The sequence below is a fragment of the Vitreimonas sp. genome (genome assembly GCF_036392335.1).
Taxonomy (GTDB): Bacteria; Pseudomonadota; Alphaproteobacteria; order Caulobacterales; family Aquidulcibacteraceae; genus Vitreimonas.
Genome location: NZ_DASVYD010000024.1, coordinates 59,365 through 77,663 on the forward strand (window position 1 = coordinate 59,365; position 18,299 = coordinate 77,663).

At 64.5% G+C, this 18,299-nt stretch carries 23 protein-coding genes; 13 read left to right on the forward strand and 10 right to left on the reverse strand.

Going from position 1 to position 18,299, the window contains the following annotated elements; translation table 11 throughout:
• Positions 1–53: 53 nt before the first annotated feature.
• From VF769_RS05870 to VF769_RS05885, 4 genes are read right to left on the reverse strand one after another with little or no spacing between them, the layout of a single operon-like run.
• Entirely contained in the window at positions 54–428 is a 375-nt protein-coding gene (locus VF769_RS05870) for a DCC1-like thiol-disulfide oxidoreductase family protein (protein WP_331007442.1), read from the reverse strand.
• 49 nt (positions 429–477) lie between these two features.
• The gene (locus VF769_RS05875; RefSeq protein WP_331007443.1) at positions 478–1,620 is read right to left on the reverse strand and encodes an acyl-CoA dehydrogenase family protein; all 1,143 of its coding nucleotides are present in this window, start codon (positions 1,618–1,620) and stop codon (positions 478–480) included.
• A gap of 39 nt (positions 1,621–1,659) precedes the next feature.
• On the reverse strand, positions 1,660–2,847 hold the full coding sequence (locus VF769_RS05880; protein ID WP_331007444.1) for an acyl-CoA dehydrogenase family protein: 1,188 nt from the start codon (positions 2,845–2,847) through the stop codon (positions 1,660–1,662).
• 47 nt (positions 2,848–2,894) lie between these two features.
• On the reverse strand, positions 2,895–3,170 hold the full coding sequence (locus VF769_RS05885) for a hypothetical protein (RefSeq protein WP_331007445.1): 276 nt from the start codon (positions 3,168–3,170) through the stop codon (positions 2,895–2,897).
• Between the two features lie 196 nt (positions 3,171–3,366).
• Between VF769_RS05885 and VF769_RS05890 the strand changes: the two genes are divergently transcribed.
• From VF769_RS05890 to VF769_RS05900, 3 genes are all read left to right on the forward strand, one after another.
• On the forward strand, positions 3,367–3,651 hold the full coding sequence (locus VF769_RS05890; RefSeq protein WP_331007446.1) for a hypothetical protein: 285 nt from the start codon (positions 3,367–3,369) through the stop codon (positions 3,649–3,651).
• 95 nt (positions 3,652–3,746) lie between these two features.
• Positions 3,747–3,938 carry a DUF1289 domain-containing protein gene (locus tag VF769_RS05895; RefSeq protein WP_331007447.1) on the forward strand — a complete coding sequence of 64 codons (192 nt, stop codon included), beginning with the start codon at positions 3,747–3,749 and terminating at the stop codon, positions 3,936–3,938.
• Entirely contained in the window at positions 3,935–4,192 is a 258-nt protein-coding gene (locus tag VF769_RS05900; RefSeq protein WP_331007448.1) for a hypothetical protein, read from the forward strand. The genes VF769_RS05895 and VF769_RS05900 overlap by 4 nt, the downstream gene beginning before the upstream one ends.
• Here the strand turns inward: VF769_RS05900 and VF769_RS05905 are convergent.
• The 3 genes from VF769_RS05905 to VF769_RS05915 form a co-directional block, all read right to left on the reverse strand.
• Positions 4,185–5,000 (reverse strand): sulfite exporter TauE/SafE family protein, encoded by an 816-nt coding sequence (locus VF769_RS05905; protein ID WP_331007449.1) that lies wholly within the window; start codon positions 4,998–5,000, stop codon positions 4,185–4,187. The two genes, VF769_RS05900 and VF769_RS05905, sit on opposite strands and share 8 nt — an antisense overlap.
• Positions 4,997–5,989, reverse strand: a complete 993-nt coding sequence (dusA, locus tag VF769_RS05910; protein ID WP_331007450.1) for a tRNA dihydrouridine(20/20a) synthase DusA — start codon at positions 5,987–5,989, stop codon at positions 4,997–4,999. The genes VF769_RS05905 and dusA overlap by 4 nt, the downstream gene beginning before the upstream one ends.
• 75 nt (positions 5,990–6,064) lie before the next feature.
• Positions 6,065–6,424 (reverse strand): ArsC family reductase, encoded by a 360-nt coding sequence (locus tag VF769_RS05915; protein WP_331007451.1) that lies wholly within the window; start codon positions 6,422–6,424, stop codon positions 6,065–6,067.
• 92 nt (positions 6,425–6,516) lie between these two features.
• Here VF769_RS05915 and VF769_RS05920 point away from each other — a divergent pair, with 92 nt between their 5' ends.
• From VF769_RS05920 to VF769_RS05930, 3 genes are all read left to right on the forward strand, one after another.
• Positions 6,517–7,143, forward strand: coding sequence for a glutathione S-transferase family protein (locus VF769_RS05920; protein ID WP_331007452.1), 627 nt, complete (start codon positions 6,517–6,519; stop codon positions 7,141–7,143).
• Between the two features lie 129 nt (positions 7,144–7,272).
• A complete protein-coding gene (locus VF769_RS05925; protein WP_331007453.1) occupies positions 7,273–8,052 on the forward strand; it encodes an SDR family NAD(P)-dependent oxidoreductase in 780 nt (259 codons plus the stop codon).
• A gap of 64 nt (positions 8,053–8,116) precedes the next feature.
• Positions 8,117–8,893 carry a crotonase/enoyl-CoA hydratase family protein gene (locus VF769_RS05930; protein ID WP_331007454.1) on the forward strand — a complete coding sequence of 259 codons (777 nt, stop codon included), beginning with the start codon at positions 8,117–8,119 and terminating at the stop codon, positions 8,891–8,893.
• Here the strand turns inward: VF769_RS05930 and VF769_RS05935 are convergent, their stop codons facing one another.
• The 3 genes from VF769_RS05935 to VF769_RS05945 form a co-directional block, all read right to left on the reverse strand.
• Positions 8,894–9,571, reverse strand: a complete 678-nt coding sequence (locus VF769_RS05935; protein ID WP_331007455.1) for an SDR family NAD(P)-dependent oxidoreductase — start codon at positions 9,569–9,571, stop codon at positions 8,894–8,896.
• A gap of 148 nt (positions 9,572–9,719) precedes the next feature.
• On the reverse strand, positions 9,720–10,514 hold the full coding sequence (locus tag VF769_RS05940) for a LytTR family DNA-binding domain-containing protein (protein ID WP_331007456.1): 795 nt from the start codon (positions 10,512–10,514) through the stop codon (positions 9,720–9,722).
• Positions 10,480–11,613, reverse strand: coding sequence for a sensor histidine kinase (locus tag VF769_RS05945; RefSeq protein WP_331007457.1), 1,134 nt, complete (start codon positions 11,611–11,613; stop codon positions 10,480–10,482). Before VF769_RS05945 ends, VF769_RS05940 begins: the two co-directional genes overlap by 35 nt.
• A 228-nt stretch (positions 11,614–11,841) precedes the next feature.
• Here VF769_RS05945 and VF769_RS05950 point away from each other — a divergent pair, with 228 nt between their 5' ends.
• The 7 genes from VF769_RS05950 to VF769_RS05980 all read left to right on the forward strand — a co-directional run bounded on the left by VF769_RS05950 (position 11,842) and on the right by VF769_RS05980 (position 18,194).
• Entirely contained in the window at positions 11,842–13,203 is a 1,362-nt protein-coding gene (locus tag VF769_RS05950) for an anthranilate synthase component I family protein (protein ID WP_331007458.1), read from the forward strand.
• On the forward strand, positions 13,200–13,985 hold the full coding sequence (locus VF769_RS05955; RefSeq protein WP_331007459.1) for an aminotransferase class IV: 786 nt from the start codon (positions 13,200–13,202) through the stop codon (positions 13,983–13,985). The genes VF769_RS05950 and VF769_RS05955 overlap by 4 nt, the downstream gene beginning before the upstream one ends.
• A gap of 5 nt (positions 13,986–13,990) precedes the next feature.
• Positions 13,991–14,434: a DUF2946 family protein gene (locus VF769_RS05960; RefSeq protein WP_331007460.1), complete on the forward strand. Its 444-nt coding sequence runs from the start codon at positions 13,991–13,993 to the stop codon at positions 14,432–14,434.
• An 88-nt stretch (positions 14,435–14,522) separates the two neighbouring features.
• Positions 14,523–16,538, forward strand: coding sequence for a TonB-dependent receptor (locus VF769_RS05965; protein WP_331007461.1), 2,016 nt, complete (start codon positions 14,523–14,525; stop codon positions 16,536–16,538).
• A 17-nt stretch (positions 16,539–16,555) separates the two neighbouring features.
• Positions 16,556–17,038, forward strand: coding sequence for a copper chaperone PCu(A)C (locus VF769_RS05970; protein WP_331007462.1), 483 nt, complete (start codon positions 16,556–16,558; stop codon positions 17,036–17,038).
• On the forward strand, positions 17,028–17,657 hold the full coding sequence (locus VF769_RS05975; protein WP_331007463.1) for an SCO family protein: 630 nt from the start codon (positions 17,028–17,030) through the stop codon (positions 17,655–17,657). The genes VF769_RS05970 and VF769_RS05975 overlap by 11 nt, the downstream gene beginning before the upstream one ends.
• 12 nt (positions 17,658–17,669) lie before the next feature.
• A complete protein-coding gene (locus VF769_RS05980; protein ID WP_331007464.1) occupies positions 17,670–18,194 on the forward strand; it encodes a YcnI family protein in 525 nt (174 codons plus the stop codon).
• Positions 18,195–18,299 lie beyond the last annotated feature (105 nt).

The following is an 18,299-nucleotide window of genomic DNA, read 5'->3' on the forward strand; positions in this document are numbered from 1 at the left end:
CATGCGCTTGCTCGATGGGCTGGCAGGCCGGCTAGAAGCCGGCGGTCCGGGAGTTACCAGCGGCCGCAGGCGCGGTTCCAGGTCCAGAGGACGTGCGCGGTGATGTGATACCCAGCTGCGCCGAGCCAGGTGAATGGCCATCGCTGGAATAAGCGCCCCAGCCAGCGATATGGCGGCGTTGCGGCCCAGGCGACAGCAACCGCGGGCATGCCGTGCAATAATGCGCCGTTGGGCGTGATAGCGTGGAGCTTCAGACGCACGTCGTCGAGCGTGACGCCCGCGCGCGCGAGTGCATCGCTGTGTTGCGCGACATCGGTGAAGATCACGCCAGCGCGCGCAGCGGCGGCGCGGCGTTCAAGATCGCACGCGCCTGCCCGGCACACCGGGCAAACGCCATTGTAGAGCACCTCGATGTTGGCCGCGCTCATGCACGCAGCAAACGCTGCGTGCTCTGCTTTAGCAATGAGGCGTGGAGCCTCAGGCCGCTTCTTTCGCCGTCAGCGCGGTGAAGCGCTTCAAGTGCGTGTCGACATTGCCGAAGGTGGCGTCGATCATGGTGACGCGCTTGAAATAGTGGCCGACGCGCATTTCGTCGGTGACGCCCATGCCGCCATGGATTTGCACCGCGGCTTGGCCGACGAAGCGCCCCGCTTTGCCGATCGAGACTTTCGCGGCGGAGACGGCCTTCGCGCGTTCCACATCGTTTTCGCCAAGCTTGATCGTGGCGCGCAGCGCCATCGAGTAAGACTCCTCCGAGGCAATGAACATGTCGACCATGCGGTGCTGCAGCACTTGGAATTCGGCGATCGGGCGGCCGAATTGCTTGCGCGTCTTGGCGTATTCCTGCGTCAGCGAGGTCATCATGCGCATGGCGCCGACAGCTTCGCTGCAATAGGCGGCGTTGGCGTCGTCAACGATGTGTTCGATGACCGAGAGCGCGCCGTCAGCGGCGCCGACGAGCGCATCGGCGCCGACCGAGACGTTCTCGAAATACACTTCCGAAGCACGCGTCCCATCCGTCGTCGGATAATCGCGTGTCGTCACGCCCTTGGCGTTTTTCGGCACGAGGAAAAGCGAGATGCCCTTGGCGTCGCGTTGGCCGCCGGCGGTGCGGGCGCTGACCAGAAGCGTGTCCGCTTGCGGGGCGCCGAGCACGACGGCCTTGTGGCCGTTCAGCACATAGCCCGCGCCATCCTTCTTGGCGGTGGTGCTGACATCGTTCAGCGCCCAGCGGCTCTTCGGCTCGGCTTGGGCGAAGGCGATGATACGCTCGCCGCCGGCGATGGCGCTCAGATGCTCTTCCTTCTGCGCGGCGGAGCCCGAATATTTCAGCGCGCCGGCGCCCAACACCACCGTCGGCACATAGGGCTCAACCACCAGCGCCTTGCCGAATTCTTCCATCACCACGCTGACATCGAGCGCGCCGCCGCCGAGGCCGCCGAAATCCTCCGGCAGCGGCGCCGCCAGCAGGCCCAATTCGGCGAACGTCGCCCAATTGGTTTTCCATGCGTCTTCGCTCGCGAGCGCGGCGCGGCGCTTGTCGAAGTCGTACTGACCTGCCGCCCATTTCGCGATCGAGTCGCGCAGCATGTTCTGTTCGTCGGTGTAGTCGAAATTCATCGGAACGTTTCCTGAAGCGTGTTCGTGTGCGGCGCGCGATTAGAGACCGAGCACCATCTTGGCGATGATGTTGCGTTGGATCTCGTTGGAGCCGCCATAGATCGAGGCTTTGCGCCAATTGTAATAGATCGGCGCGGTGTGGGCGGCGTAATCGGGGCCGATGGCGAATTCGTTGTCGCCCTCGCCGCGCGGGAATGGCTGCGCGTAATTCCCCACCGCTTCCATCGTGAGCTCGGTCAAACGCTGCTGGATTTCGGTGCCCTTGATCTTGAGGATCGAGCTTTCGGGGCCCGGGCCCTTGCCGGCTTGCTCGCGCGCGAGCACGCGAAGTTCGGTCATCTCAAGCGCGGCCAGATCGATTTCGAGTTCGCCGAGCTTGCGCTGGAAATCGTCATCCTCGAACAGCGGCTTGCCGTCGTCGCCGATTTCCGATTTGGCGATGCTCTTCAAGCGCTCGACGTTCTTCTTCGAGCGCGCGACGCCGGCGATGCCGGCGCGTTCATGGGCGAGCAGGAATTTGGCGCAGGTCCAACCCTTGTTTTCTTCGTAGATGCGCTGATCGACCGGCACCTTCACGTTCTCGAGGAAGACGTCGTTCACTTCATGGCCGCCGTCGAGCAGCTTGATCGGGCGCACGGAGACGCCCGGCGATTTCATGTCGACGAGGATGAAGCTGATGCCCTCTTGCTGCTTCGCGCTGGGATCGGTGCGGCAGAGGAAGAAGCCCCAATCGGCGTGCTGGCCGAGCGTGGTCCAGGTCTTCTGGCCGTTGATGATGTAATGATCGCCTTCGCGCACCGCGCGCGTCTTCAGCGAAGCGAGGTCGGAGCCCGCGCCCGGCTCGGAATAGCCTTGGCACCACCACACATCGCCCGAGAGAATTCCCGGCAGGAAGCGTTGCTTCTGCTCGGGCGTGCCGAACGTGTAGATGACCGGGCCGACCATCGAGATGCCGAAGGGCAGCGGTGGAATGGTTTCCGCGCGCGCGTTCTCTTCGTTCCAGATGTAGCGCTGCGTCGCGGTCCAGCCGGTGCCGCCATATTCTTTCGGCCACGCCGGGGCCGACCAGCCCTTCTTGCCGAGGATCTTATGCCAGGCCAGAAAGTCCTCTTTCGAGAGGTCTTCGCGGAACACCTTGCCTTTCAGGTGCTTCGGGTAATTCTCTTCGATGAAGGTGCGCACTTCATCGCGGAACGCGATTTCTTCCGGCGAAAATTCAAGATCCATGATCCGGCCCATTGATGCGCGCGCCTGATCGCGCGCTTGAACCGGGACTATAGAGTGCTGCGCGGGCCTATCAACTCAGCGTCGGGGATTCGCTTGCCAGTGCGGCGACGTGGCTCGCTGCGCGCCGGACTCTCCGTAGCGTCACGTTGCGCGACGGCGGCGCGCGCAGCGCCCGGAGCGCTCGGCGCGGGCGGCGGCGCTTCGGCGCGCTCCTGCGTGGCGCGGCGGATATCGTCAACTTGGCATGCGACTGCGCTTTCCGCAGCGTACGCCATCGGCGCCATCGCGACCGTCATAAGGCCCGCCAGCATCCACGCTTTCATCGCACCCTCCCTCGCACTTTAAGCCGCGCTCTGCGCGGGCGCCCGCGCGATCAACGCCGCCCCTTCGCAGGCAGCCGAGTCAGCGCCGAGCATAGTCCCATCCTCCGCCACGGCGCCGTTCACAGCTTGGAGAGCGCGCGCGCGCCTCCGCAGCCGTGGCCGGCGCGTGGCGGCGGGCCTCTGCGTTAAGTTGGGCTTGGACAGCGGCGAAGGCGCCCTGCGGCGCGCCGGCGCTCTGCCGGGCGACGCAGCTGACCGCGGCCAGAAACTCCGATCGGCTCATCCGGGGGCCGCTCGCCTCAACCGCGAGCGGCACCGCAACCACGGCGGCAACGCAGGTGGCGACCACAGCGAAACGCATCTGATCCTCCAGAAATGGCAAAGGTCGGCGCAATCGCCCGTCCTCGCTGTTGAGATGCAGCCGATTATGGTTTCGGATGCTTCCTTGCCGCGATTTCAGGCTGATATCGAAATACGATAAACTGCATCGAATGTCAATGTGAGTTTATCGTTTTTCGATTAATTCAAATCAAGACATGGTTGCCAGCCTATGCGTCGCGCCCTTAGCTCGCGCCCATGAGCGCCGCGCCCATTTCAAGCCCCTGTGTGAAGACCTGCGCCGTCAGCGGTCAGACCGGTCTCTGCATCGGCTGTGGGCGCACGCTCGCCGAGATCGCCAGTTGGGGCAGACTCGAAGAGCCTCAACGCAAAGCCATCATGGCGGAGCTCCCCGCGCGGCTCGCGCGGTCGCGGGGTCTTGGGGCATGAGCCGCGAACTCGGCCTCGCCGTGGTCATCGTACTCCTGGCCGTCGCCGCCGTCGGCGTGGCGCGGCCGGACATTTTCCCCGGCGACGTCGATATTCCGCAGCTCGTTTATCTGCTGATGGCGCTCTTGCTCGTCTCGGGCGCCGGCTATGGGTTCTGGCGCTTTCGCGACGACGGCGGGCGCGCCTTGGGCGGCATTGTCTTTTGGGCGGTGCTGATCGTGGCCATCACGCTGATTTATCCGCTCGTCAGGTAAACGCCTCACGCAGCATATTCACGGCGACGAGCGCGAGCAGGAGCGCGAACGCGCGCTTGAGCGTCAATTGCGGCAAGCGATGCGCAAGTCGCGCGCCAATCGGCGCGGTTATCGCGGTGAGCAGCGCCAGCATGATGAAGCCCGGCACGCTAACAAAGCCCATCGACCAAGGCGGCAAACCTTCGCGCCCCCATCCGGCGAGCACATAACCGATCGCGGCCGGCGCCGCGATCGCCGCGCCAAAGCCAGACGCGGTCGCCACCGCCTGATGAATTGGGCGGCCGCACAACGTCATCACCGTCACGCCAAACGCGCCGCCGCCAATGCCCATCATCGCCGAGAGCAGCCCGATGGCGCCCGCGATCGATGCGCGCGCGGCCCCGCCCGGCAATTCGCTGAACATGCGCCAGTTCGGATTGGCGAACCCCATTTGCGCGGCCACCAGCAAGAGCCCGCCCCCGAACACGATCAGCAACGCTTCGGTATTGGCCAATCCCGCCAGCGCCGAACCGATCAACGCGCCGAGCGTGATCCACGGGGCCCACGCTTTGAGGACCGCGTAATCGACGGCGCCGGCCTTGGTGTGTGTCGCCAACGAACGCCACGACGTGGAGATGATGGTCGAAAGCGACGTGCCCACCGCGATGTGCATACGCACAGCTTCGTCAACGCCGAGCGCGGTCAGCACCAGGTAGAGCACCGGCACAATCACAACGCCGCCGCCTATGCCGAAAAGACCGCCGATAAAGCCCGCAAACAACCCCGCGCCTGCGAGCGCAGCAACGAAGAGCGCCAAATCGCCCGTCATGCCGCCCGGGCGCCCGCATGTGCGATCTCGGCGAGCGCGTCGCGCACGACTTCAACACCTGCACCGTTCCGAACGCCGCGTTCCGACAGCACGCGCCGCCAGGCGCGCCCACCAGGCTTGCCGTTGAAGAGCCCCAGCATATGCCGCGTCATGGCGTGCAGCGGCACGCCCCGCGCCAGCTGCGCCTCGACATAGGGGAGATGTCCTTCAACCGCCGCTTCACGACTGGCCGAGGGATTGGCGGCGCCAAAGATGCGCGCATCCACCTCCATCAACGTCACCGGCGTCTGGTACGCCGCGCGCCCCAACATCACACCGTCAAGCGTTGGACTCTCTTCCAACGCGTGATCAAGATCACGCAAGCCGCCGTTGAGAACGATTTCAAGCCCTGGCCGCACACGCTTTAGTTCGCGCACCAAGTCGTAATCGAGCGGCGGCACTTCGCGGTTTTCCTTGGGCGACAGCCCCTTCAACCATGCTTTGCGCGCATGCACGATGAAGGTCGTGCAGCCCTCGCGCGCCGCACGGTCCACCAGTTCAAACAGCGCCTCGCGCGGCTCCTGGTCATCGACGCCAATGCGCGACTTGATGGTCACCGGCGTATCGGGCGCAGCCTCCTGCGCTGCACGCCACAGCTGCGCCACGAGTTCAGGCTCGCGCATCAAGCACGCGCCAAAGCGTCCCGATTGCACGCGATCCGACGGGCAACCGATGTTGAGATTGATCTCATCATAGCCAGCGGCTGCGCCGATGCGCGCCGCCCCCGCCATCTTCGTCGGATCGCTGCCGCCCAGCTGCAGCGCCACGGGATGCTCAATTTCGGAATAACCCAGCAGGCGCTCGCGGTCGCCATGAATGACAGCATCCGCCGTCACCATCTCGGTGTACAACAGCGCCCGACGCGTGAGCGTACGGTGGAACGCCCGGCAATGCCGGTCGGTCCAATCCATGAGCGGCGCGACGCAGAATTTGTGCGAAATACGGGGCATGACAACGGCGTGGAGATGGCGGCATTACGCGCGCCTGTCCAGCTAAGGCGGCGGTTTTCATGTGCGGCGCACGGCTCAGGCGAAAAGCTTCGCGTAGATATCGGGCTTGAAACCGACGGTAAGCTTGCCGCCCATCTCTAGCACAGGGCGCTTGATCATCGAGGGCTGCGCCAGCATCAGCGCGATCGCCTTCTTCTCGGTGATGTTCTCGCGATCCTCGTCCGGGAGCTTTTTGAACGTCGTTCCGGCGCGATTGAGCAGCACCTCCCAACTGACGTCCTTGGCCCAGCGCTCCAGCGTGGCTCGATCGATCCCTTCGGCCTTGTAGTCGTGAAATACGTGAGCGACGCCGTGCTCATCGAGCCACGTGCGCGCCTTCTTCATCGTGTCGCAGTTTTTGATGCCATAGAGCGTGACAGATTTTTTCGTAGCCATGCTCCGGCTTATGCCGCTTTTCGAGGCCAACGTCTTGCTTGACACCGTGGCGCAGTTCGCGCTTTGTTCACGGGGATAAGAGGGAGACACCCATGGCCGACAAACTCGTATTTTACACGAACCCCATGTCCCGTGGCCGCATCGCCCGCTGGATGCTGGAAGAGGTCGGCGCGCCTTACGAGACGGTCGTGCTCGAGTACGGCACGACAATGAAGGCGCCGGAATATTTGGCGATCAATCCGATGGGAAAAGTGCCCGCGCTCAAGCACGGGGAAACCGTGGTCACGGAATGCGCCGCAATCTGCGCCTATCTGGCGGACGCTTTCCCCCAAGCCGGCCTCGCCCCTGCGCCGACCGATAGAATGCGGGGCCCCTATTATCGCTGGCTCTTTTTCGCCGCCGGCCCGGTGGAGGCCGCCACCACCAATGCTTCACTGGGCGTCACCGCCGATGCGGAGCGCCAACAAATGGTTGGGTACGGATCCCATGCCCTCGTGCTCGACGTTCTCGAGAGAGCGGTCTCGCAGAATGAATATCTGCTGGGCGGGCGTTTCTCAGCGGCCGACGTCTATCTTGGTTCGCACATCGGTTGGGGCATGCAATTCGGCAGCATGGAAAAGCGCCCGGCCTTCGTCGATTATGTCGCGCGCTTGCAGAATCGCGCCGCCGCCAAGCGCGCTAACGCGCTCGACGACGCGCTGATGCCAAAGCAAACCTGACCCTGTCGATACCGACAGGGCGCCTCGGTGCAAAATCGGGCTTGGCCTTCCGTTGCGGCGCTCCGATAAGACCGTCAGCGAAGGCGGCGGCGCGCGCTGTCGCACCCGAAATCTCAAGGGAGGCGTAACGTGAAATTGTCAGGAATCTCTGCCGTCATTACCGGTGGCGCGAGCGGTCTGGGCGCGGCCACCGCGCGCGCGCTGACGAAGGAAGGCGTGAAGGTCGCCATCTTCGATATGAATGCGGAAAAAGGCGAAGCGGTCGCCAAAGAGCTCGGCGGCGTGTTTTGCAATGTGAACGTGACCAATGATCAAAGCGTCGATGAAGGCTTCGCCAAGGCCCGCGCCGCGATCGGCCAAGAGCGCATCCTGATCAATTGCGCCGGCACCGGCAACGCGATCAAGACGGCGAGCCGCGACAAGACCAGCGGCGAGATCAAGCATTTCCCGCTCGAGAATTTCGACCGCATCATCCAAATCAATCTGGTCGGCACCTTCCGCTGCATCGCGAAATCGGCGGCCGGCATGATGACGCTGGAACCAGACGAGTTCGGCGAGCGCGGCGCGATCGTGAATACGGCTTCCGTCGCCGCCGAAGACGGCCAAATCGGCCAAGCCGCTTATTCGGCATCGAAGGGCGGCGTTGTCGGCATGACGCTGCCGATCGCGCGCGATCTTTCGAGCGAAGGCATCCGCGTCAACACGATCCTGCCGGGCATCTTCAACACGCCGCTGCTGCAGGGCGCCCCGGAAAACGTAAAGGCCGCGCTCGGCGCCTCGGTCCTGTTCCCGAAGCGTCTGGGCATGCCGGAAGAATATGCGAGCCTCGCGGTGGAGATGTGCCGCAACTCATACTTCAACGGTGAAGATGTCCGCCTCGACGGCGGCATCCGCATGGCGCCGCGCTAAGCGTCAACGGGCGGGCGCGCATGCCATGCGTGTCCGCCCACTTGCCGCGCGCATGGAGGCTCCAATGAGCAACATCCTGATCAGCAGCGACGGCCCTGTTTCCATCATCAGCATCAACCGGCCCGAGCGACGCAATGCCGTCGATCTTGCGACGGCGCGTGAGCTCTTTGAGGCGTTTCTGGCGTTCGACGAGGATGAGAGCGCGTCGGTCGCCGTGTTTACGGGCGCGGGCGGCATGTTCTGCGCCGGCGCTGATCTTAAAGCGCTGGCTGAGGGCGAAAGCGGCAAGCGGGTTGAGCTTGGCGGCGTGAATTCGTTCGCGCCGATGGGCCCATCTCGCTTGCGGCTCCGCAAACCCGTCATCGCAGCAATCGAAGGCTTCGCCGTCGCAGGCGGGGCCGAGCTCGCCTTGTGGTGCGATTTGCGCGTGATGGCGGAAGGTTCGACCTTCGGCATTTTCTGCCGCCGCTTTGGCGTACCGCTTGTCGACACGGGTACGATCCGGCTGCCGCGTCTGATCGGCCATTCGCGCGCGATGGATTTGATGCTGACCGGCCGCCCCGTCGATGCGCAGGAGGCGTTGGCGATCGGCCTCGCCAATCGGCTCGCGCCCAAGGGTGAAGCGCTCGCCCATGCCGTCAGTCTGGCGAAAGAGATCGCGGCGTTTCCGCAAGCGTGCATGCGCAACGATCGGATGTCGGCGCTGGAGCAATGGGATTTGGACGAGAGCGCCGCGATCGATAACGAGATCAGCCACGGCTTGAACACGCTGCGCTCAGGTGAAACTGCAGACGGGGCCGCGCGCTTTAGCAGCGGCGAAGGCCGGCACGGCAAATTCTGATCAGACCCGGCCTGTCACGGGAATCAGCGCCCCGGTCACGGCGCTGGCGGCGTCCGACGCTAGGAATAGCATGACGTTCGCGAGTTCTTGCGGCTGCACCCAGGCGGTGAAATCCGCGTTCGGCATGTCTTTGCGGTTCGCCGCCGTGTCGATGATCGAGGGCAGCACGGCGTTGACGCGGACTTTGCCTTTGAGCTCTTCGGCCAAGCTTTCAGTGAGCTTCAGCACGCCGGCCTTCGACGCCGCGTAAGCGCCCATGCCGGCGCCGGCCTTCAATGCCGCCGCAGCGCCGACATTCACAATCGCGCCGCGCGACGCTTCGAGATATGGCAGCGCCGCTTTGGTCGCGTTCAGTGCTGTCTTCACGTTGATCTCGTACATGCGGTCCCAGGTGGCGCCATCGGCCTCGGCGAGCGGCTTCCAAACAAACCCGCCGGCGATGTTCAGCAGCGCATCGATGCGCCCTACCTTGTCGTTGATCTGTTTGAACGCCGCGGACGCGGCTTCGAATTTAGTGATGTCGACGCCGCCCAGGGCCAGCGGATCGTTGGCGAACTCAGCGGGCGCCGGCGCGTAGTCGATCGAGGCCACGCGCGCGCCTTGCGCCAGTGCCGCCTCGCGCACGCCGCGCGCCAATGCACCGAAGCCGCCGGTGATGACGATAAGCTTGTCCCGCATGCGAGGTCTCCTTGCCGGAGAGCTTTAGCGCCGCCTCGCGGCGGATGCATCCAAAACCGAACGTGCGCGCATCCCTAAGCCAGACGAACTCTTCGTCTGCCTTATGCCTTTCACTTCGGCGCGGCGGCTCACACCGCCCGCCGCTTTTTTAGCTGCGCTGCTTCATCTCGGCCATGACGCGCTGGGCGTAGGCGCGGCTTACCGGCACTTCGTCGCCGCTCTCAAGCACAGCCATGAGGCGCCCGTTGGCGTCGCGACGCACCGCTTTCAGCCGCTTCCAATTCACGAAGGCCGAGCGATGCACGCGCAGCATCACGTTCGGATCGAGCTTCTTTTCCAGATGCGACATGGTCTCACGATGCAGCAGCGTGCGCCCTTCCCAATAAAGCCGCACGTAATCGCGCTCGGCTTCGATACGATCCACATCCATCACCGGCACCCGCAAGAACCGGCCGCGATCGCGGATCCAGAATTCGCGGTCATAACGCGGGCCTTCGCGGTCCTCCGCTTCGCGTTTCAGGGCGTCGAGCACCGATGCTAGTTCTTCCGCCCGCCGGCCTGCATCCTTGGCGGCGCGGCGCTCTCGGGCGCGATCCAGCGCCGAGGCCAGACGCTCAAACTCCACCGGCTTCACGAGGTAGTCGACAGCCGATGTCTCAAACGCCTGCAGGGCGTAAGAATCATAGGCGGAGACGAAGATCACCGCCGGGCCGCCGGAATCCTCCACCGCGTTCGCGACCTCAAAGCCATCGGCCAACGGCATCTTGATGTCGAGCAGCACGACATCAGGTTTCAGATCGCGCATGGCGCTGATGGCTTGCTCGCCATCGCTGGCGGCGCCGACGATCTCCACGTCCGGGATCGATTGCAGCGCCAGCCTGATGCGGCGCAGCGCCAACGGTTCGTCGTCAGCTAAGAGCAGGCGCAGGGGTTCGGCCGACACTTTGTTCCTCCAGGGGTAACCAGATTTCGACGCGACACCCGTGGGGCTCGCGGTTTTGCGCGGACAGGCCCGCGCGGTCGCCATAGATCAGTTCAAGTCGCTCGCGCGCGTTGGCGAGGCCGACGCCGCGCCGGCGGCGCGGATCGCCCTCCGGCGGCAGGCCTGGGCCATCATCATCGATTCGAATGCGCAGCAAATCGCCTTCACGGAAGGCGGACACATCGATGGCGCCGCCCTCGGTGCGCGGCGAGATCGCATATTTGATCGCGTTCTCCATGATCGGCTGCAAGATGAGGCTGGGCAGCCGCGCCGCCTCCAAGCCTGGCTCAATCGTGAAGCTCACCTTGAGCTTATCGTCGAAGCGCGTGCGTTCGATCTCGAGATATTTGCGTTGCGCTTCGAGCTCGGCGCTGAGCGCGGCCAATTCCGTCGGCTGGCGATCGAGCGAGTAGCGCAGGAAGCCCGCGAGCTTCAGCAGCATGCTCTCGGCCTGCTCATTGCGCTTCTCCAGCACCAGTGTGGAGATGGCGTTCAGCGTGTTGAACAGGAAGTGCGGGTTGATCTGGTAGTGCAGCATCTTGAGCTGCGCGTCGTAGGCGAGCGCTTGCGCCCGGGCGACGGCGCGCTCCTGCGCCATAGTCTCAAAATGGTAGCCGAGCAGCGCTTGCGTCAGCCCCCACAGCGGCAGCGCCCAACCGAATTGGAAGAGGTAGATCACGAACGGGTAGCCCTCGGGCGCGAAGCCCGCGAGCACCATCGGCCAGAATTCCTCGGCATATTGCGTGACAGGTCCCAGCGCCAAGGCGCCCAAGACGAGGCCCAGATTGCGCACCCAATTGGACTTGTCGGCGCGGATGCCGGCGATGAGCGCCAGCAGAATGCCGGTCAGCACGAAATAGGTGGCGACGACCAGGACCCGGTTCGCGAGGTACGGGAAGTCGTGCATGTCATCCGGCGGGTCGGCGCCAGCGGCGGCCGAACGGATGAACAGATACATGAGCCAGAACGCCAAATGCGCGCCCCAACGGGTCCATACCGGATGGGCGAACACGCTCCCCCCACCAGATGCGCCTTGCCCACCTTGCGCGCCAATGCTCATGAGCGACAACCTAGCGAATTCGCCGGACTTTTGGGGGCCCGCCTATGCAGTTCGGGGACCCGCTTGTCGCAATTTCCGGCGCTTTCGTCGTAACCCGCTGCTATTTCGTCGTTTTGGCTGGCGGCGCACCGCCGGCTCGCGCCCTGCGAGAGCCTGGCCGCACCGCGCCGTTGAGCGATTGGCGGCTTGGCCGCATAAGGCGAGCCTGACTGACAGCCGCGAGGCCGCGTGACGCCCTACGTTCTGGAGATCGACTATCGCGATCCGCTCGACGCGAGCGCAGCCCTCCGCGATGCGCCGATGACGTTGCTGCTGCATGGCGCCGGCGAGCGTGGCCGCTGGAGCTATGTCGCCGCCGATCCGGTCGAGCGCATCACGGTGAGTGCTGATGGCGGGCGGGATGCGCTGGCCACCGCGCGGCGCTGGCTCGGCGCGGTCAAGGCAAAGCACGACCCGAGCTTACCGCCCTTCTCCGGCGGTGTCGCCGGTCTGGTCGGCTACGAAACCGCGCGCGCGTTCGACGTCGCCCCGTGCTTCGCCTCGCCGGACGGCACGCCCGACCTAGCGCTAGGGCTCTATGATTGCGCCGCCGCGTTCGATCACACGAACCGGCGCGCTTTTATCGTCGCGCACGATGTTGGAGTTGGACATCCGCAGGCGCGCGCGGCGCGATTGCGGGAGTCGTTGAGGCCGACGAAGACACCCGCGCCGGCGAGCACCACTGGCGCACTTGCTCCGACGGAGCCGCGCGCCGTCTACGAAGATATGGTTCGCAAGCTCGTCGCACGCATTCGTGGCGGCGATCTTTTCCAGGCCAATGTTTCGCGGCGCTACGAGGGCGCGCTGGCGCAGGGCGATCATCCCTTCGCGCTTTTCCAGCGCCTGTGTAAGCAAAGCCCAGCGCCGTTCGCCGCGTATCTGCGGCTCGATCAACATGCGATCGTCTCCAACTCTCCCGAGCGCTTCCTGTCGGTGACGCCGCATGACGGCGCACTCCATGCCTTCACACAGCCGATCAAAGGTACAAGCCCGCGCGGCGCATCCGTCCCGGATGACCAAGCGAACGCCGCCGCCTTGCTGGCGAGCGAGAAGGACCGTGCTGAAAACCTGATGATCGTCGATCTGATGCGTAACGATCTTTCGCGCACCTGCGCACCGGGCAGCGTGCGCGTGCCGCGCCTGTTTGGCCTCGAGAGCTACACCAATGTGCATCACATGGTCTCGGACGTTTCCGGCGTGCTGCGCCATGGCGCCGACGCGTTCGATCTGTTCGCGCACGCGTTCCCGCCCGGCTCGATCACCGGCGCGCCGAAGGTCAAAGCTATGGAGATCATCGGCGCCTATGAGCGCTCAGGCCGCGGTCCTTATTGCGGCGCGATGGTGTGGTTCGGCTTTGACGGCGCGATGGACTCGAGCGTGCTGATCCGCACGGCGACGTGCACTGAAGACGGCGCGGGGTGGAACGTGGCGTTCAATGTCGGCGCCGGCATCGTCTCGGATTCCGATCCACGGGAGGAAGCGCTGGAAACCATCGCCAAGGCCGCGAGTTTGAAGCGCGCGATTCTAGGTCACGCTGGAGAAGAGACATGATGATCTGGCGTGACGGGGTGTTGATTGAGCAAAGCGACGCGGATGCCGCCGATCGCGGCGCCTATCTTGGCGATGGTTTGTTTGAGACAATCCTCTGGTCGCGCGGCCGTGCGGTGCGTTTGCCTCGACACCTCGCACGTCTCACCGCGAGCGCCGAAGCGCTCGGCTTCGCGCGCCCCGATCTTGCCGGGATCGAGAACGCCTTTTCTGATTTGGCGCAGGCCCATCAGCTTGAAGACGGCGTCATCAATTTGCGCCTGAGCGCGCAGGGGCCACGCGGTCTCGATCGCCAATCCAATTCCGCCACGCTCTCAGCACGCATCTCCCCGTTCACGCCAAACGCCAGCCCGCTCACACTCGCCACGGTCACAATCCGCCGCAACGAGTCCGCGCCCAGCAGCCGGCACAAAACGCTATCCTATATCGATCAGATCGCAGCGCGGCGCGAAGCGCGCGCACTCGGCGCCGATGAGGCCCTTCAGCTGAACACGGCCGGCAACCTCGCCTGCGCGGCGGCGGGCAATCTCATCTTCATCCTCGACGGGCGCGCGCTGACGCCAAAAGTCACGGACGGCGCTTTGCCTGGCACGGTGCGCGCCGAATTGCTGGAGCGCGCACTGATCTCCGAAACGACCATAACTCCGAAAGACGCCAAGCGGGCGACAACCATCGCGATCACCAACGCCACGTTCGGCGTGCGCGCAGCTTCGGCGTGGGACGGCCACGCGCTCGACCAGGCCCACCCCTTACTTGCCGCCCTTCGCGCGGCCATCGAGAGCTAGCCGCCATGCGGCGCCCTGCCGCCGCGCGCCATCGCGGCAATCGCTTTATGACCGCCCACATGGCTCGGGGCGGCTTTCTTCAGCGCATCTACACGGCGGGGCTCACGCTCGCGCTGTTTGCGCTGACGTTTAAAGCGCTGCTGCCGCCTGGGTTCATGCTGGCGGCGCAAGGCGACACCATCGCGATCACGCTCTGCAATGGCGGCGAAGCCTTCTTCGACGCCCGTACTGGCGCCATCAGCCATGACGAAGCTCCCGCCTCCGACGACACAAGCCAGCATTGCCCGTTCGCTGCGGTCGCCGCGCCGACTTTGGTTGAAGTCGCGACCGCGCCCGCAGTTCCCACGTTCGCGTTTGTTGAAGTTGGCGCGCCGAAGCCTTCCTCCGTCGGTGTGTGGGAATCCACCGGCCCTCCGCTGCCTGCGCGCGGCCCTCCACTCCAAGCCTAAGCACGCGCGGCCCGCCATCTGATGGCGCGGCCTCTCTCTGCATTCGACGGCGAATTAACGCGTCGCGAACCTCAAGGCTATGGACATCATGAAATTGACTTACGCGCTGTGCGTCAGCGCCCTTGCGCTCGCGCCCAGCATCGCGCTGGCCGAAAGCGCCGACAACGAAACCATCATCGTCACCGCACGCCCCAATCCCGAAGACCCGCCCGTCGTTGCTGACGCGCGCGACCATCTTGCGCGTACGCCGGGCGCGGTCTCGGTGGTTGCAAACGAAAGCTTCGAGGCGCGCGCCTCGACGGGGTTGACGGACCTTATGCGCGACGTGCCCGGCGTGCTCGCGCAGCGACGCTATGGTGAGGAATCGCGTTTCTCCATTCGCGGCTCTGGCCTCGACCAAAGCTATCACCAACGCGGCGTGCTGTTCGCGCAAGATGGCGTGCCGTTCGCGGACGCCGATGGCTTTTCCGATTTTCAAAAGCTCGATCCGCTAACGGCGCGCTTTGCCGAAGTGTATCGCGGCGGCAACGCGCTCCGTTTTGGCGGCGCGCAGCTCGGTGGCGCGATCAATCTTGTCACCCCGACCGGCCGCACCGCGCAATCGGAGAACCTGCTGCGCGCGGAAGCCGGGTCATTTGGCTTTGCCCGCGTCGCTGGCCAGGTCGCGCGCACCTGGGGCGAATGGGATGCCTTCGCGGCGCTGACCAGCATGCAGAGCGACGGCTATCGCGAACATGCGGAGCAGAACCAGATTCGCGGCACGCTCAATCTGGGCCGCTCTTTCGGTGACGATCGCGAGGTGCGGCTCATCGTTTACGGCGCTGACATCGAGCAGAACGTCCCTGGCACGCTGACGCTGGCGCAGGCGCTCGCCGATCCGGAAGCTGCGAGCGGCGCGGCGGCGGCGTTTGACTGGCAGCGCGATCAAGAAGTGTTCCGCACCAGTCTGCAAGCGCGTTGGCGTTTCAATGACTCGCTGCTGTTCAAAGGCGGCGTCTACGCAACCAGCACGGACCTCTACCATCCGATCTCGCTATTGATCGACCAGCAGGTCGAAACCCAAGGCGCTTTCGGCCGTTTTGATTGGGAAGGCGAACTCGGGGGCCGCCCGGCTGATCTCTATTGGGGCGTGTCCTATCGCCAAGGCCACGTTGACCAGATCCTCGGCCCCGTGATGTTTCCTATGGCGGGCGATAGCCGCCGCGAAGCCACGGGCATGGAAGCGTTCGCCGAGGGGCGCGTCTTCGTCACCGACGAATTGGCCTTGGTGGCGGGCGGCTCCTATGGCCGCTTCACGCGCGACTACGAAGATCGGCTCAACGCCGCGAACAACGACTCGCTTGACGATGATTGGTTCGCGCCGCGGATTGGCTTGCTCTGGCAAAGCGAGAGCGGCGTCCAAGTCTACGCCAACATCACCAAGTCTGTGGAGCCGCCGCATTATGGCGCGTTGGTGCAGGCGCCCTATCCGGGCTTTGTGCCGGTGGAGCCGCAAGAGGCCTGGACGGGCGAAATCGGCACGCGCGGCCGCACGGGCGTGTTCGTTTGGGACTTCACGCTTTATCGCGCCGAGCTGGAAAACGAGCTGCTCAGCTTCAACCCCGCAACCGGTGTGCCAGCGGCGTTCTTCAATGCCGACAACAGTGTGCATCAAGGCGTCGAACTCGCCTTGGATTGGGAATTCGCAACCGATTGGCTGCTGCGCCAGAGCTATACGTATTCGGATTTCTTCTTCGACGGCGATCCGATCTATGACGACAACCAGATCCCCGTCGCGCCCGAGCATCAATATCGCGCCACGTTGCGCTATTCGAATCCGTCGGGTTGGTTCGTCGCGCCAAGCGTCGAATGGCGGCCGAGCGACACATGGGTCGATTACGCCAACACGCTGAAAGCGCCGGGCTACACAATCTGGTCGCTGAATGCCGGCTGGGATTTCGACAGCGGCGTCTCGCTCTTCATCGATGCGCGCAATCTCGGCGACCAGGCTTATGTCCCGGAGTTCGGCGCAATCGTGGATGCAAGCGCCGTCGGCGCCAACACCGCCGTCTTCTATCCCGGCGAAGGCCGCGCCGTGTACGGCGGCGTTTCGTATCGCTTCTAGTTCAGGAGAACCACATCGTGTTCAGCGCAACACTCCGCATCGTCGCCGCCAGCTTCATGCTGGCGGCCCTTGCCTTCGCGCCTGACAGCGCCGCCCAACACCACGCTGGCGCCGTCACCATCGAAGATCCTTGGGTGGCCACGACCAATCCCGGCGCCGTCGTCGCGGGCGGCTACGCCACGCTGCACAACCATGGCGCACAAGCGGATCGCCTCGTCTCCGCCGAAAGTCCGCGCGCGGCGCGGGTGGAATTGCACGAGATGAGCATGGAAGGCGGAATCATGCGTATGCGCCAAGTGCGCGGCATCGATATCCCTGCCGGCGGCGAAGCGACGCTGCGACCCGGCGGGCTGCACATCATGTTCTTCGACATTGATGCGCCGTTTGAAGAAGGACAGCGCGTGCCTGTGACGCTGCACTTCGAGCGCGCGGGCGAATTGCGCATCGACTTCGTCGCGCGGCCGCGGCCGTCGCCCGGAGCACATGCCCATGAACACTGAACCGCGTCGACACGTTCGGTGGACAGAGTGGCCGATCATCCTTGTCGCCGCTTTGATCGGCGTACTCGCTCTGCTGGTGACGCTCCACGTTGTCCCCAAGCTCGGCAATGCGCCGGACGACAATGCCTACGCGGCGTTCGCAAGCGAGATCGATGACGTCACCCTGATTGGGGCCGACGGCGCCGAAGTGCGCTGGCGCGATCTCAACGGCAAGCCGCGACTCGTCTTTTTTGGCTTCACACGGTGTCCGGAGATTTGCCCGACCACGGTGGCGGAGCTGAGCGCGGCGATCGACACGCTCGGCTCGGCCGCTGCTGACCTCGAGGTAGAATTCATCAGCGTCGATCCCGCGCGCGATACGCCGGATGTGCTCGCGGCGTATTTCGCCAGCTTCGGCCCGCGCTTTCATGGTTACACGGGCGAGCGCGCCGAGATCGATCGGCTCGTGCGTGCGTTTCGCGTGTTCTACGAATACGTACCGACAAGCGGCGACGACTACACCGTCAATCACACCGCCATCACCTATCTCGTCAACGCCCGGGGCGAAGTTGTCGACATCATCGGCTACGGCAATCCGCCCGATCGCACCGTCGCGCAATTGCGCGCCTTCCTGAGCTAATGGAGATTTCAAATGCGTCGACTTTTCGCCGCCGGCTGCGCGCTGGCTTTGAGTTTGACATCGACGGCGTACGCGAACGTCGTCTTCGCCGAAGCTGAAGCCGCGCCAAATGCCTATTACGCCGGCTTCTTGCGCGTGAGCCACGGCTGCGGCGCTTCGCCGACGCGGAGCGTGCGCGTGGAAATTCCGGAAGGCGTGAACATCGCCCGGCCGCAGCCGAAGCCTGGCTGGACGCTGGAGATCGAGCGCGCCGCGCTTGCAACGCCGATCGCCTCGGAAGGCGGCGCCATCACGGAGCGCGTCACGGCGATCACTTGGCGCGGCGAACTGCCCGCCGACCAGTTCGAGCAATTCGGCGTCATGATGCGTCTGCCCGCGCAAAGCGGTCCGCTCTATTTCCCCGTGATTCAGAGTTGCGCCGAGGGCGAGCAGCGTTGGACGCAGATCCCCGCAGCCGGCGCCGCTTGGCATTCCGTGCCGCGTCCTGCGCCGGTGCTCAAGCTCTCGGCCCCGACGGAGTCGCACGCGCATCACTGACGCCGCGCGCCCACACGTAAAAAGCCCCGCTGTCGCCAGCGGGGCTTTTCTCGAATGCGCTTTTTGGGTGCGGGAGTAGGATTTGAACCTACGACCTTCAGGTTA